10 protein-coding genes are annotated in these 14,739 nt (G+C 62.9%); 1 reads left to right on the top strand and 9 read right to left on the bottom strand.

The window, feature by feature from the left end:
• Positions 1–50: 50 nt before the first annotated feature.
• The gene (locus tag QCE58_RS19110) at positions 51–2,228 is read left to right on the top strand and encodes a malate synthase G (RefSeq protein ID WP_250522239.1); all 2,178 of its coding nucleotides are present in this window, start codon (positions 51–53) and stop codon (positions 2,226–2,228) included.
• A 42-nt stretch (positions 2,229–2,270) separates the two neighbouring features.
• Here QCE58_RS19110 and QCE58_RS19105 read toward each other — a convergent pair whose 3' ends face one another.
• The 9 genes from QCE58_RS19105 to QCE58_RS19065 form a co-directional block, all read right to left on the bottom strand.
• Positions 2,271–2,456, bottom strand: coding sequence for a 4-oxalocrotonate tautomerase (locus QCE58_RS19105; RefSeq protein WP_008347661.1), 186 nt, complete (start codon positions 2,454–2,456; stop codon positions 2,271–2,273).
• Positions 2,457–2,483: 27 nt separating this feature from the next.
• Positions 2,484–3,260 carry a class II aldolase/adducin family protein gene (locus tag QCE58_RS19100; RefSeq protein WP_250522238.1) on the bottom strand — a complete coding sequence of 259 codons (777 nt, stop codon included), beginning with the start codon at positions 3,258–3,260 and terminating at the stop codon, positions 2,484–2,486.
• Positions 3,238–4,149, bottom strand: a complete 912-nt coding sequence (locus tag QCE58_RS19095) for an urea transporter (RefSeq protein ID WP_250522237.1) — start codon at positions 4,147–4,149, stop codon at positions 3,238–3,240. Before QCE58_RS19095 ends, QCE58_RS19100 begins: the two co-directional genes overlap by 23 nt.
• Before the next feature lie 132 nt (positions 4,150–4,281).
• Entirely contained in the window at positions 4,282–4,488 is a 207-nt protein-coding gene (locus QCE58_RS19090) for a hypothetical protein (protein ID WP_008347655.1), read from the bottom strand.
• A 112-nt stretch (positions 4,489–4,600) separates the two neighbouring features.
• Entirely contained in the window at positions 4,601–5,740 is a 1,140-nt protein-coding gene (locus QCE58_RS19085; RefSeq protein ID WP_250522236.1) for an iron-containing alcohol dehydrogenase, read from the bottom strand.
• 91 nt (positions 5,741–5,831) lie between these two features.
• A complete protein-coding gene (locus tag QCE58_RS19080) occupies positions 5,832–6,779 on the bottom strand; it encodes a GNAT family N-acetyltransferase (RefSeq protein ID WP_250522235.1) in 948 nt (315 codons plus the stop codon).
• A gap of 738 nt (positions 6,780–7,517) precedes the next feature.
• Positions 7,518–8,378, bottom strand: coding sequence for a N(5)-hydroxyornithine transformylase PvdF (locus tag QCE58_RS19075; RefSeq protein WP_250437164.1), 861 nt, complete (start codon positions 8,376–8,378; stop codon positions 7,518–7,520).
• A 38-nt stretch (positions 8,379–8,416) separates the two neighbouring features.
• Positions 8,417–9,763: a lysine N(6)-hydroxylase/L-ornithine N(5)-oxygenase family protein gene (locus QCE58_RS19070; RefSeq protein WP_250458679.1), complete on the bottom strand. Its 1,347-nt coding sequence runs from the start codon at positions 9,761–9,763 to the stop codon at positions 8,417–8,419.
• Between the two features lie 13 nt (positions 9,764–9,776).
• Entirely contained in the window at positions 9,777–14,738 is a 4,962-nt protein-coding gene (locus QCE58_RS19065) for a non-ribosomal peptide synthetase (RefSeq protein ID WP_250522233.1), read from the bottom strand.
• Between the last annotated feature and the right edge of the window lies 1 nt (position 14,739).

Below are 14,739 nucleotides of genomic sequence, written 5' to 3'. Positions count from 1 at the left end.
CAGCCCATTCCCCAAACCCCTGTGTAGCAGCCATCTCAGCCGGAGTGCCCATGAACGACATGATCAAACAACACGGCCTGCAGGTCGACGCGAATCTCGCGAAGTTCGTCGACGAAGAAGCCATCCCCGGCACGGGCGTCGATAGCGCGTCCTTCTGGAAGGGATTCGATGCCATCGTTCACGATCTCGCGCCGAAGAACCGCGCACTGCTCGCCGAACGCGACCGCCTCCAGACCGAGCTCGACAACTGGCATCGCAGCAACCCCGGCCCCGTGCGCGATCTACGCGCCTATCGCAAGTTTCTCGAAGAGATCGGCTATATCGTGCCCGCGCCCGCGCATGTGAAGGCCAGCACCGCCAATGTCGATCGCGAAATCGCCGAGCAGGCCGGCCCGCAACTCGTCGTGCCGCTGTCGAATCTGCGCTATGCGCTCAACGCGGCCAACGCGCGTTGGGGCAGCCTCTACGATGCGCTCTACGGCACGGATGCCATCGACGAAAACGACGGCGCCGAGCGCACGGCGCAGTTCAATCCGAAGCGCGGCGCGAAAGTGATCGCCTATGCGCGCGCGTTCCTCGACGACAACGCCCCGCTCGATCACGGCTCGCACGCCGACGCGACCAAATACAGCGTCGAGCAAGGCAAGCTCGTCGTCACGCTGAAGGACGGCGGCAAGACCGGCCTTGCGAACGCCGAGCAGTTCGCGGGCTTTCAGGGCGACGCGAAAGAGCCGTCCGCGATTCTGCTCAAGCACAACGACCTGCACTTCGAGATTCAGATCGACGCGGACAACTTCATCGGCAAGACCGATGCGGCGCACGTGAAGGACGTGCTGATGGAAGCGGCCGTGAGCACGATCATCGATTGCGAAGATTCGGTCGCGGCCGTCGATGCCGCCGACAAGACGCAGCTCTATCGCAACTGGCTCGGCCTGATGCAAGGCAATCTCGCCGAGCAGGTCACGAAGAACGGCAAGACCTTCACGCGCGCGATGAACCGGGACCGCGAGTACGCCGCGCCGAACGGCGGAACCGTCAAGCTGCACGGACGTTCGCTGCTGTTCGTGCGCAACGTCGGCCATCTGATGACGAATCCCGCGGTGCTCGACCGAGATGGCAACGAGATTCCCGAAGGCATCCTCGATGCGGTGATGACCGTGCTCGGCTCGATGCACGATCTCAAGAACAAGATGAACTCGCGCACGGGGTCGATCTATATCGTGAAGCCGAAGATGCACGGCCCCGCCGAAGTGGCGTTCGCTGACGAGCTCTTCACGCGCGTCGAAGACCTGCTCGGCCTGCCGCGTCACACGATCAAGATGGGCATCATGGACGAAGAGCGACGCACGAGCGTGAACCTCAAGGCGTGTATCGCGGCGGCGGGCGCGCGCGTCGCATTCATCAATACGGGCTTCCTCGACCGCACCGGCGACGAAATGCATTCGTCGATGGAAGCCGGCCCGATGATGCGCAAGGGCGACATGAAGTCCTCTAAGTGGATTGCCGCGTACGAACGCAGCAATGTGCTCGTCGGCCTGAACACCGGCTTGCGCGGTCGCGCGCAGATCGGCAAGGGCATGTGGGCGATGCCCGATCTGATGCACGCGATGCTCGAACAGAAGATCGCGCATCCGAAGGTAGGCGCCAACACCGCATGGGTGCCCTCGCCCACCGCGGCCACGCTGCACGCGCTGCACTATCACATGGTCGACGTGCAACAGGTTCAGCAGGAACTCGAAAGCGTCGACTACGAAAGTCAGAAGAACGAGTTGCTCGATGGCTTGCTGACGATTCCCGTCGTCGACAAGCCGTCATGGTCGGAAGACGACATCAGGAACGAAATCGAAAACAACGCGCAGGGCATTCTGGGTTATGTGGTGCGCTGGGTCGATCAGGGCGTCGGTTGCTCGAAGGTGCCGGACATTCACGATGTCGGCCTGATGGAAGACCGCGCGACGCTGCGCATTTCGAGCCAGCATATCGCGAACTGGCTGCGTCACGGCATCGTCACGGAAGAGCAGGTTCGCGCGACGCTCGAACGCATGGCCGCCGTCGTCGACAAGCAGAATGAAGCCGATCCGTATTATCGCCCGATGTCGCCCGCGTTCGACAGTTCGTTCGCATTCAAGGCCGCGTGCGCGCTCGTCTTCGAAGGACGCACGCAACCGAGCGGCTATACGGAACCGCTGCTGCACAAGTTCCGTCTCGCCGCGAAGGAATCGATGTAACGGTCAAAGCGCGCGCACGAATCGGCGTGCGCGCGCTGTCTTTCACTGCTCCGACCAGAGTTTGCCCGCGGTCGCCCAGTTCTCGCGTTTCACGTCCGTCAGAATGATGTCCACCGAGCCCGGCTCGCAGCCGAGCGTTTCGCACGTCGTGCGCGTGATCGCTTCGACGAACTTGCGCTTCTCTTCCACCGTGCGGCCTTCGAACAGTTGAATGTTGAATGTCGGCATTGCGTTGATCTCCTTTTGAAAGCGGTATTAGTCGCGATACGACGCGTCGATGCGATCGAGCTTGCGCAATAGCGCCGGCCATTCGAGCGCGCCTTCGACGGCGTCATCGTCATGCAGTTGCGCCGCGGTGCGCGTGACGACTTCCGGCGTCGGCACGATCATCTTGCCCACGCCCGCAAGCGCGCGAAGCTGAATATCGCATGCCTTGACGAGCATATCCATCAGCACATAAGCCTCGGCGATCGTGCGCCCGAGCGTGACCGGTCCATGATTGCGCAGCAACATCGCACGATGCGCGCCGAGACTGTTTACGAGCCGCTCGCCTTCCGCGGGCGAGAACGCGAGCCCTTCGTAATCGTGATACGCGAGATGCCCATGAAAGCGCATCGCGTGTTGCGATGCGGGCAGCAGGCCGTGCGGTTGCGTCGATACCGCGATCGCCTCGCGCACGTGAAGATGCATCACGCACACGGCGTCCTCCCGCGCGGCATGGACGGCGCCGTGCAGCGCGAAGCCCGTCGCGTTCACCGGATGCGCGCGCTCGCCGATCACGTTGCCGTCGATATCGATCTTCACGAGATTGCTCGCCGTGACTTCATCGAACGAAAGCCCGAACGGATTGATGAGAAAGCGCCCCGGCTCGCCCGGCACGCTCGCGGAAATGTGCGTGTAGACGATATCGTCCCAGCCGTTGAGCGCGACCAGCCGATACGCTGCCGCGAGATCGACGCGCGTGGCCTGTTCGGCTGCCGATCGCGGCCCGCTTTCCGCGATTCTGCGCTCAGGCGTGTGGGTGAACGACATGCGAGTCTCCTTGTTTGGATGATCCGGACAGACGCCGCTCGAGCAGAATCACCGCCCAGGACGCAAGCACGAACGGCGCGGTCAACGCAGCGATGCCGATGCAATCGATCACGCGCTCGATCAGCACCGCCGCGACGATCGCGACGAGCGCATAACGCGTGCCGAGCTTCGCGGCCGCGAGCGCCGCAAGCGCCGCATTGAAGCCGCACGCGCCCGAGAGCACGACGGCATCGCTTGCACCGCCGAGTGCGTGCAACATGGCGCCGAGCGCACTGCCCGCGAGCGCCCAGCCCGCCTGCGCGGGCCGCGACGCGAACAATCCCGCCGCGATCAACGCGCCGGCGAGCGCGCCGGTCGCGAAGGTGATCGGCGCGAGACCCGCGAACGCGGCCTGAAGCATTGGAATGAAACCGGCGGCGACTTGGGGAATCGCGCCCGTGTCGCCGCGCTCGCTCAAAAGCGGCAGCCAGCACCACGTCACGATGATGGCGGGGCTGGAGAAGATCGGCAACCGGTAGCGCGAGAGCACGCGCGAAAGCACGTTGGCGAGGAAAGTGGCGAACATCGCCGCGACGATCGCGACGGCCGCGGCGCGCGATGCATCGTCGAGAAACGTGAATGCGGCGAGCGCCGCGAGCGCGCCGTTGAAACCGTAGAGATCTTCTCGGAACGCGGGTGCGTCGTCGTTTTCGACGATCACGCTGATGACATTGCCCGTCAGCGTGCCGATCAGAAGGCCGCACGCGAGGCGCGGACTCGCGCTCAGCACCGCGAGGAACAGCAGCGCGCCGGTCGCGGCGTTGCGCTGAAGGACGATCTGTCCCATCGCGCGAGCGAAGCTGCGGAGTTGATCGCCGAAGGCGGCGTTCGATTGGAGAGCGGTGGACATGCTGGACGGCGACGGCATGGAAAGCCGCCAGCATAAAGCAGCCGGCGCACGCCGTGCGGCGGCGGGCCGAATAACCTGTATGTGGCTTGACGCAGAAGGCGCGACGAGTGTCGCGCCGGGTAAAACCGAAACTTAGTTGAACGCCATCGGGACGAGCGGCGTCGAATCGCCTACACCCGGGTTCGCCAAAGACAGATCGGCGCTGATCTTCACGATCTCCGTGACGTTTTCGCGGAAATTCGGATGTTTTTCCCAGGTGATGTAGCTGGCGTCCATGACAGCGGAAAGCGTAAGCAAGGCGAAAGCGATTTTTTCGAGCACTTCGTAGCGGCGGCGCATGATTTGTTCCTCAAACTTTGCGACATTGTAACAGACTTAAGGGTTTTCCCCTATCTCACTGTTGCAATGCCGCAAATCACGCGCCGTTACTGTCGTTGCGCTCCGGCCCTTTTCACATCGACGTTTCGAGCATCGCCTCGTAATCCGCGCTCGACGCCTCGCGCGGATTCGTCTTATGACTGTGATCCTTGAGCGCGCCCGCGATGATGCGCGGATACATCTCGCGCGTCACGCCGAGTTCAGCGAGGCCACGTGGCAGGCCGAGCGTCGCGGTCATCGAGCGCAGCGCACCGCCGACTTCATCGCCGGACTTCAGGCCCATTGCCTGCGCGATGCGGTCGAGCTTGCCTTCTTCGCGCATCGTCGGCGCGCTGCTGTTGAACGCGATCACCGCCGGCAAAAAGATTGCGTTGAGCGTGCCGTGATGCAGTTTCGGATTGATGCCGCCGAGCGAGTGGCTCAGGCTATGCACGCAACCGAGGCCCTTCTGGAACGCGAGCGCGCCCTGCATCGATGCGCTCATCATGTTCCAGCGCGCGGTGCGATCGGAGCCGTGCCGCGTCGCGCGCTCGATGTGCCGCCACGCGCGCCACAATCCGTCGAGCGCGATGCCATCGGCGGGTGCGTTGAACGCGGGCGCCATGAACGTTTCGAGGCAATGCGCGATGGCATCCATGCCGGTCGCGGCGGTAAGCATCGGCGGCAGGCCGAGCGTCAGTTCCGGATCGCAGATCGCGACCTTCGGCACGACGTGCGGCGAGATCACGCCGACCTTGCGGCCATCGTCGAGAATCAGGATCGCGCCGCGGCCCACTTCGCTGCCGGTGCCCGCGGTCGTCGGAATGGCGATGACGGGGGCTGTCTTCGCCGTGATGCGCGCGAGGCCGCCTTCGATGACCGCGAAGCCTTGTAGCGGACCGTCGTGCGTCGCGCACACGGCCACGCCCTTCGCGAGATCGATCGATGAACCGCCGCCCGCCGCGATCACGCCGTCGCATTGATTCTCCTTGTACATCGCGACGGCTTCGCGCACGGCGGCTTCGTTCGGATTGGGCGGCGTCGAATCGAACACGGGTACGGCCGACGATGAACCGAGCGCGCCGAGCACCTTGTCGAGCAGGCCGGCCGCGCGGATGCCGGCATCGGTCACGATCAGCGGACGATGAATGCCGATGCGTTCGCACTCGCCCGCAAGCAGGCGCACCGCGCCGAAATCGAATTGAATCTGCGTGATGTAGTTGATGAGGGGCATGGGTGTCTGAGGGAAAGTTAGGGTCGGAGGCAGCGCGGTGACGTCAGTATAAGAGCGCGCTGTTACCGGTACAACTTTCCCTCGACGCCGGTCAAAAGCGAAAATCGTCGAAGAACTTTTCGCGTTCCATCACGGTGAGCGCGGCGCGCTTGTGCGGAAAGTCGAATTCCTTCAGCGTATAAAAGCCCATGCGATGCATGTAAGCGATATGCCGCACATGATCGACGCGCGGTTCGCCAACGAGGCGTTCCGTGCGCGGATCGTCGATGAACATGTAGTGCAGCACGCCGCTCCACCATGCCTTGAGCTTGCCTGCGCTCTGGAACTGCGCATCGCCGATAAGCAGATGCAGTCCGCGATCGAAGTCGCCTGCATCATAGAACGGGCCCAGGCGATCTTCTTTCGCCCAATAGAACTCGAAGTAGCCGAAGGGCTTGTCGTCGAAATAGCCGATCATCGGATGCATGTGCGGATCTTCGCGGCGTTCCGCGAGATAAGCGGCGTGTTCGGCGCGCGTGCCGCGCTGATCCCAGAAGTATGCGACGCGATCGAGATTCATCCATTCGCTGAAGACTTCGGAATCGGCGTCGGGGTCAGCTGTGCGCAGGCTGAAGGTCATGTCGATCTGCGGGAAGTGACGTTCGTAGATCGTGCCTTCGGCGTTCGTTGGTCTTTGCGGATGTGTGACGCCGTTGGTTTGTGTATAGCGCAGCAGCGTGTCGCTCGATGCGGGCGCCTTGAGCCATGGGCGCGCGATTTGCCAGAACGTTTTGCGTGATGTCGTCAGGAGAAGGTGATCTTCGTGCTGCTGTGCGATGTCGATCAGGTTCTCGTTTCGCGCTTGCGCGATGAAGGTTCTTGTGCGGTGGGCTTTGTTGGAAACGTGTGGAAGTGCGATCGTTGCCGTGCGGCGCTCAGGGTCGTTGCAGTAGATTTCGCATAGGGCCGTCAGTAACGCGTCGGTGTGACACGCTGTCAGCGTGCGGTCAGGCGATTGTTCGACAGTCGCCGCTACTTCGGGATCGAAACGTATGTTCATCGGTGAGTCTCCGGATTTGCTTCAAGTATTCGGCTTTCGCTTCTGGTTTCGCTTGTGCTTTCGTGGAATCCTGTAATCGTGTCGGTCTATTAGCACTGCCCCTGTGCGGGGCGGCACTCACTTTCTTTGCTGCTGCAAAGAAAGTAAGCAAAGAAAGCAGCTACTGATACGCCCGCGGTCACACGCAATTTGGGTAGTCCTCTCGTCGTTCGTGGGCTGCCTAACGAGTGCCCTCATAGGCCCAACCGGGCTTGGCTCGCGCACGGTCCGTCTCATCGCACCACACAACAAACTGGTTCAGCACCAAATAGCTCCAGCCCGCTTCGCGGCCGACCGGTCAATCGGGACCGCGTGTGCTTCCCTACTAACGCCTCGATCTCGCCGCCTTCGCCGCCCGTTGGTTTCCCTTGCATACCTGGCGGCAGCGCGTAGCGCTGTGCCGAAGCTCTTTCGTGCTGAACCAGTGTCCTCAGCGTTTTCGGGCGGCGGACCGTGCGCGAGCCAAGCCCGATTGGTCCTTTGAGGGCACTCTTTAGGCGAGTGCCATCGAGGACGAGAGAACTACCCAAATTGCGTGTGACCGCGGGCTTGAAAAGCTGCATTCTTTGCTTACTTTCTTTGCAGCAGCAAAGAAAGTGAGTGCCGCCCCGCACAGGGGCAACGCTAATAGACCGACGCGAATACGGGATCCGGCGACTACAGCAAAGAAAGCAGGTGCCGCCCCGCAAAGGGGCAACGCTAACAAACCGACACGTAATCGGGATCCGGCGCCAACACCCCGGCCATGGCAAGCAGCCCGCCGTCCAAAGCAGGAAACAGACTCCGCTGAAAATTATTCCAGCGCAGTTCGAGAATGGAATCTAAAGGATCGATGCTAGTGCCAAGCACATCAAAGATGACTTCACCAGAATCGATCCCGTTATCGACGTAATGAAACGAAGCGCCTGTCCGGTCGATCACCGGCGCCGGTTCAACGCGCATCGCGTTCCAATCGACTACGCGCTCGCCACGCGCCCCATGCAAGGCATCGAGCGTCGCATAAGCCCCTCGCCGTTCAAACGGCGAACCAAGCCGCGTAATCCCAGGATGAATATTCGCAATACGCCGGCAATATTCCGCACCGGGCCGAACGAGTTCATCGAGAATCACGAGCAGCCCGTCGAGCACGACGAAGTCCGCATCGAGCGCACGCAGCTTCTCCAGCAAACGCTTCTCGAACGCGCTCTTCTGCGCCGCCCGCTCGCTCACCGCATCCAAAGCCAACCGCCGATAAGAAGAAGGAATCGCATGAAGAAGACTCGTCACCGGCACGCCCCGCACCGCGAGCCCCGGCGGATGAATCCACTGCCCTCCCGGCGCATAACGAAAACCATATCCAGCCAGTTTTTCGCGATCCCGCGGCGAGCCTTCGTCATCGTCGTAGATCACGCCTTCGAGCGAATAGAGATCGCCCAACGGCGATCCATTGAGTTGCTCGACGAGATACTCCAGCGGCGACTTCATATACCGCGTGCCGCCCTTGTATTCGATATGCTGTCCCGCGCGATCCGCCGCCGCGTTGCGCAAGGACATGATGTAGACCAGTTTTAGCTTCGTCATTGATTGCCGCTCGTTTCAAACATCGCTAGTAATAGTCGTCAAAGCGCGACGGCCATGCGGCTGCCGCTCGTCTCCGCCGCTTGCTTCACGGCGTGGTCCTGTCCGGCATCGGCAAGCGATGCCGCGATCTCGTCCGAGCGCACGGCCAACACCGAAAGCAAGGTGTCGGAAAGACCGTGGCTGTCTTCGCAGCAGCCTTGCAAATAGATGCGCGGCCTGAAGTTCGAAGGCGTGACAAGCCGATAATCGCGGCCGACATTGCGCTGCGCGAGCGCGTCGCCCAGATGCGGCGCAAGGCCGTCGAGCAGCGCGAGATGCGTGTCGCGCCGATAACCCGTCGCGAGCACGAGCGCATCGAAGCGCTCGGCGCGCGCGTGACCTGTCAGCACGTCGCGCATCGTCAACTCGATCTCGCCATTCGCGCAACGCGCCGCATTTTCGATGAGCGTATTCGCCAGCAAACGATGTCGCGCTTCATCGGAAACCTTCTGCAAATAGAGCATTTCGTAGATCTGCTCGATCAACGGACGATCGACGACCGCGTAATTCGTATCGCGGAAACGCTCGATCAGCGAGCGCCGCCCATCTTCCGATTGCGCAAAGACGATATCGGTGAACTCCGGACTGAAGATCTCGTTGACGAAGGGCGTATCGTCGGCCGGTTTGAGCGCGCTCGCGCGAATCACGAGCGTCGCATCGACATGCGGAAAACGCCGCGTGACATCAGCGAAAACTTCGGCCGCGCTCTGCCCCGCACCGATGATCGCGATGCGCTTCTTGCCGTTGCGACCATCGCCCGCGACGCGCTCGATCGAACTCAGATACGCCGACGAATGAATCACGTTATGCGGCCCGAGCGATGCGAACGGCTCAGGCACACGCGCCGCGCCGCCGACGCCGACCGACAATGCCTTCGTCACGCGACGCCACTCGCGCCCATCCGCTTCCTGCGATACGACGCGCAGCGCGCTCACATCGCCATTCGCTTCGAGCACGGGTTCGATCGCCGTCACGCTCTGCCCGTAATGCACGCGATCATCGAAGGCTTGCGCGACCCAGCTCAGATAGTCGTGAAACTCGACGCGCGTCGGATAGAAGTTCTTCAGGTTCACGAATTCGTTCAGACGTCCGCGCTCGAACAGATAGTTGATGAACGTGAAGCGGCTCGTCGGATCGCGCTGCGTGACGAGATCCTTCAGGAAGGAAATCTGCATACGGCAATCGTCGAGCAGCATGTCGCGATGCCAGCCGAATTCCGCTTGCCGTTCGATATAGCAATGCGTCATGTTCGACGCGCCGCGCTCTTCGGCAAGACGCACGGCAAGCGACAGATTCGACGGCCCAAAGCCCACGCCGATCAGATCGAATACGGTTTCTTTTTTCATTTCCCTGTGTCTCTCAGATGTCATTGATCGATGCAAGCGAGACGCGGCGTGCGAGCGTCGCGCCGAGGCCGGCGAAATGCGGCGTGGCGAAAACGTCATGAATAACGATGTCGAAGCCCGCTTTGCGCGCCGCATCGACGAAACGCACGACCGCGAACGACGTCGCGCCCGCCGCGAAGAGATCGTCGTGCAGCGCGGGCGTCTGGCCGTCGAAGAGTTCGCTCCATAGGCTCGCGAGCGCTCGCGCTTCATCGGTCTCTTCATCCGATGCCATCGATGCCGCGAGTCCTTCAGCCTTTTCGAACGCGGCGTCGCATGAGTCGAATACCTCATGCGGCGCGTGCGCAAACAGCTCTACAGTCGCGAGAAAACGAGTAACGAGCGTTTCGACGAACGCCCCATCCACGCGCTCGTTCGCATAAGAGAACGCGCAACTCACGCGGCCATCCGGATACTCCGTCACGTCCAGTTCGAGGTCGAACACGACGCGATGACGCACATCGTCGAAACCTTCGATCGCGAGGCCGGCCCAGTCGCGCGTCGCCATCGCGGCGGGGCGCAGATAGTTGAACATCACCTGGAATAGCGGATTGCCCGCGCCGGAACGCTGCGCGTTCAACGCGGACACGACATCGGCGAACGGCACGTCGGCGTGTGCGTAGGCGGCGAGCGCCGCATCGCGCACGGTCGCGAGCAAAGTCGCGGGCGTATCGTCATGCGTCATGCGGGTGCGCACGACGACTGCGTTGATGAAGAGTCCGAGTGCATCGCGCGCGCTGTCGCCCGTCGATTCGCGTGTCGATGCGAGCACGCCGACCGGCTGATCGCGCACGCCGGTCACGCGATGCAACGCCGCGTTGAGTGCGGCGTGCAGCAGCATCGGCAGCGTGGCATGGCATTCCACGGCGAGCGCGCGGGCGCGTTCGATGAGCGCATCATCGAGATCGAATCCGATGCGGCTCGCGAGCCATTGCGGATTCTCGATACGGCCCGCTGACGGCGCGGGCAATGCAATCGCCGTCAGATCCTTCAGCGCATCGCGCCAGTACGCGAGCCGCGCGCCCGTCGCCGATGAAGGCAGCACCAGCGCATTCGATGCGCGCTTTGCAACCGATGCGCCCTTGCGCAAAGCGACATACGTTGCGCGGATATCGTCGAGCCAGAGATCGATCGAAGTGCCATCGGAGACGATGTGATGCACGACGAGCGAGAGCACATGATCGTCATCGGCGAGACGCACGAGACGCGCGCGCCAGAGTTGCTTCGCACTGGCGAGATCGAACGGCGTGAGCGCGTCTTCATCGGTGATGCGCTTCGCTTCGTCGATGCTGCCGGCAACATCGATCACAGGCAACTCGAAGCGCCACATCGGCACGATGCGCTGACCCGGCAACGCGCCATCGCGTTCGACCAGTCGTGTGCGCAACGCCGGATGACGCGCGGCAGCTTGCGCAAGCGCTTCGCGCAACGCATCGGAATCGAGCGATCCGTGCAGCCGCAACGCGACCGGAATGTTGTATGCGGCGCTTTTCGGCTGCGCGCGCCATAAGAACCAGAGGCCGAGTTGCGCCGCGGAAAGCGGCCACACGCCGTGTTCGTCGGCCTCGAATACGCTTTGGCCTGCATCGGATGCGCCCTCGCACAGCCCCGCCTGCAACACGCGTTTTGCGTACTGCGACAACACCGGCGTTTCGAACAATGCGCGCACGGGCACATCGCGCCCGAGCATTTCGGCGATGCGCGTCACCACACGCACGGCCGCGAGCGAATGCCCGCCCAGTTCGAAGAAGTGATCGCCGCGGCCCACGCGTTCGACATCGAGCACGTCGCGCCAGATCTTGGCGAGCGCGGCTTCCGTGCCCGCAGCGGGCGCTTCGTGGATGCGCTCCTTCTTCGGCGGTTCGGGAAGCACCGCACGATCGACCTTGCTGTTTGCGTTGCGCGGCAACGCATCGAGCACGACAATATGCGCCGGCACCATGTAATCGGGCAGCGTGCGGCGCAGATGCGCATCGAGTTCGGCGGCATCGGCGGCGCGGCCCAGCGCGGCGCGTTCGCGTGCATCGGCTTTCAATTCGACATAGGCAACGAGCGCGGTGTGCGCGCCCTTGCCACGCACGACCGCGCACGCTTCGCGCACATCGTCGTGTGCGGCGAGTTGCGCTTCGATCTCGCCGAGTTCGATACGCAAGCCGCGCAGCTTCACCTGATGATCGACGCGGCCGATGAAATCGAACACGCCATCGGCGCGACGCCGCACGAGATCGCCGGTGCGATACAGACGCGCGCCCGGCTCGCCATACGGATCGGGCACGAAGCGCTCGGCAGTCAATGCAGGACGATCGAGATAGCCGCGCGCGACGCCCACGCCTTCGCCGCCGAGATACAGTTCGCCGATCACGCCGACGGGCAGCGGATTCAAGCGCTCATCAAGCACATGCGCGGTGCGCGCGCCGACAAGCGTGCCGATCGGAAGATAGGCGCAATCCGCGAGCTTCGCGGGATCGTCGCCGGGATTGAACATCCACAGCATCGGCGTGATGACGGTCTCCGTCGGACCATATCCGTTGACGATGCGCGCATTAGGAAACGCGCGGCGCATCAACGCGAAGGCTTCACGCGATGTCGCTTCGCCGCCCACCGTGATCGACTTCAACGTCGGCGGCGCGCCGTGCACGAGCGCCCATTCCGCAAGCTGCGTCGCGCAACCGGGCGGCACGTAGGTCATCGTCACGCCCTCTCTGCGCATGAGCTTGCAGGTCAGCGCGGGTGGCCATAGCGTATCGGTGGTGATCGCGACCCCCGCGCCGCTGATGTACTGCGAGAACCAGCCTTCGTGCGCGCCGTCGAAATTAACCGACTGGAACAGCATGAACGTGTCGCGCTCGGTCGCGCCATAACGTTGCGCGATGGCGACGCAATGGCGCGCGAACGATCCATGATCGACGATCACGCCCTTGGGCTTGCCCGTCGAACCCGACGTGTAGATCGCATACGCCGCTTGCTCCGCGACGACATCGGGCAATGCGATGCGCGATGTTGCATCGTCGGCGTAGAGGGTTTCATCGTCGAGAAGCAGGACGCGTGCGCTCGCTGGAAGGGGCAACGCATCGATGCTCGCGCGCTCGGTGATGATGTGCTCGATGCGCGCATCGTCGAGAATCTGCGCGAGACGTTCGCGCGGATGACTCGGATCGAGCGGCACGAATGCGCCGCCCGACTTGAGCGCCGCGATCAGGCCGACGAGCAGATCGACCGAACGGCTCAACGCGACGCCCACACGCATTTCAGCGCGCACGCCCGCATCGATGAGACGCTGCGCGATGCGCGTCGCGCGTGCATCCACTTCGCTGCGCGTGAAGGCGCGCTCCATATCCGCGACGCCGCGCGCATCCGGTCGCGCACGCGCATGGCGTGCGATACGTTCATGCACCGAGACGAATTCGGGCGCATGTTCAGGCGCATGGCGATTCCATGCGTCGAGCTGCATCCGTTCGTCTTGCGGCAACCATTGCAGATCGCCGACGAGCGTTGGCGGTGCGTCGAGTGCATTGCTCAACAACTCGACGAAGCGGCGCGCGAGGCGTTCAATGGCATCGGCTTCGAAGAGATCGAGCGCGTAGACGAAAGCGGCCGCAAGCGATCCGTCCGCGCGTTCCTCGAAGTTCGCGGTCAGATCGAACTTCGCGAACGGCGCGCCCGAAGGTAATTCGGTCACGCGCACATCGGCGAACGAAGGCAACATGCGGCGCGCGCCATATGCCGCCATGACCTGAAACAACGGATGATGACTCGCACTGCGCACGACGCCGAGCGCTTCCACGACCTGCTCGAACGGCACATCCTGATGCGACTGCGCATCGACGAGCGCGGCTTGCGTTGTATCGACGAGCATCGAGAACGACTGCGTTGCATCGACGCGCGAAGCGAGCGTCAGCGTGTTGACGAAGAAGCCGACCAGTCCTGCCGTTTCAGCACGCTCGCGGTTCGCCGCGGGCACGCCGATTTGTATATGCGCCTCGCCCGATGCGCGCGCGAAGAGCGCGCTCAACGCGGCGAGCAAAACGGCGAAAGGCGTCGCGCGATATTCGCTTGCGATGACACGCAATCGCGCCGCAAGCGCTGCATCGAGCGTGAAAAGATGGCGCGCACCGCACGCGCTGCGCTCGCCGGGACGCGCTGCCGCGCCGGGCAGCATGAATACGTCGCGCGATGGATCGAGCCGTGCGCGCCAGAAGTCCAGTTGACGTTCGCGCTCGCCCGCATCGAGCCAGCGCCGCTGCCAAAGCGCGAAATCCGCGTATTGAATGGGCAACGGCGCAACTGACACCGCTTCGCCGCACGCATACGCGCGATAGAACGAAGCAAGCTCGGCAAGCGCGATATCGGCGGACCACCCGTCCGACACGATGTGATGCGTCGTCAGAGAAAGCCAGTGCGTGTTCGCATCGAGTCTGATCAGATGCGCGCGCACGAGCGGGGCGTGAGCGAGATCGAAGGGACGCGATTCATCGGTGAGCGCGAGCGCCGTGGCGCGTGCCTCACGCTCGGCGACCGGAAGATGCTCGAGGTTCACCGAATGCCACGGACAGCGCATGGGCGCGTGCACGGTTTGCAGCACGCCGTCCGCGCCCTCGCTGAACGTAGTACGCAGCGCTTCGTGACGCGCGATCAACGCATCGCATGAAAGGCGCAGCGCATTCGCATCGAGTGCGCCATCGAGCTGAAGGCGCTCGGTGATGTGATACGCCGCGGGCTCGTCGATCATGCGCGCATGCAGCCACAGACGCGTCTGCGCGAACGATGCCGGCACGCTCGCTTCGCACGCATCGCCTCGCGTGCGCGGCGGAATCGGCAGCGTACGAAAGTCGATGCCTGCATCGGCGAGTCGCGCGACGAACACCTTGCGCTGCGCATCGGGCAACTGCGCGAAGCGCGTCGCGAGCGAAAGCAGATCGGGTTTGGCCTGCGTCATG

The sequence above is a fragment of the Caballeronia sp. LZ028 genome, from assembly GCF_031451415.1.
GTDB lineage: Bacteria > Pseudomonadota > Gammaproteobacteria > Burkholderiales > Burkholderiaceae > Caballeronia > Caballeronia zhejiangensis.
Note: the sequence above shows the minus strand (reverse complement) of the source record. Positions and strands in the feature narration are given on the sequence as shown.

What these genes read in the sequence shown, in the direction of transcription:
- QCE58_RS19070 (WP_250458679.1), bottom strand. Translation starts at nt 9,763, where the DNA reads ATGAAAAAAGAAACCGTATTCGATCTGATCGGCGTGGGCTTTGGGCCG.
- QCE58_RS19065 (WP_250522233.1), bottom strand. Translation starts at nt 14,738, where the DNA reads ATGACGCAGGCCAAACCCGATCTGCTTTCGCTCGCGACGCGCTTCGCG.
- QCE58_RS19085 (WP_250522236.1), bottom strand. Translation starts at nt 5,740, where the DNA reads ATGCCCCTCATCAACTACATCACGCAGATTCAATTCGATTTCGGCGCG.
- QCE58_RS19075 (WP_250437164.1), bottom strand. Translation starts at nt 8,378, where the DNA reads ATGACGAAGCTAAAACTGGTCTACATCATGTCCTTGCGCAACGCGGCG.
- QCE58_RS19105 (WP_008347661.1), bottom strand. Translation starts at nt 2,456, where the DNA reads ATGCCGACATTCAACATTCAACTGTTCGAAGGCCGCACGGTGGAAGAG.
- QCE58_RS19095 (WP_250522237.1), bottom strand. Translation starts at nt 4,149, where the DNA reads ATGTCCACCGCTCTCCAATCGAACGCCGCCTTCGGCGATCAACTCCGC.
- QCE58_RS19110 (WP_250522239.1), top strand. Translation starts at nt 51, where the DNA reads ATGAACGACATGATCAAACAACACGGCCTGCAGGTCGACGCGAATCTC.
- QCE58_RS19080 (WP_250522235.1), bottom strand. Translation starts at nt 6,779, where the DNA reads ATGAACATACGTTTCGATCCCGAAGTAGCGGCGACTGTCGAACAATCG.
- QCE58_RS19100 (WP_250522238.1), bottom strand. Translation starts at nt 3,260, where the DNA reads ATGTCGTTCACCCACACGCCTGAGCGCAGAATCGCGGAAAGCGGGCCG.
- QCE58_RS19090 (WP_008347655.1), bottom strand. Translation starts at nt 4,488, where the DNA reads ATGCGCCGCCGCTACGAAGTGCTCGAAAAAATCGCTTTCGCCTTGCTT.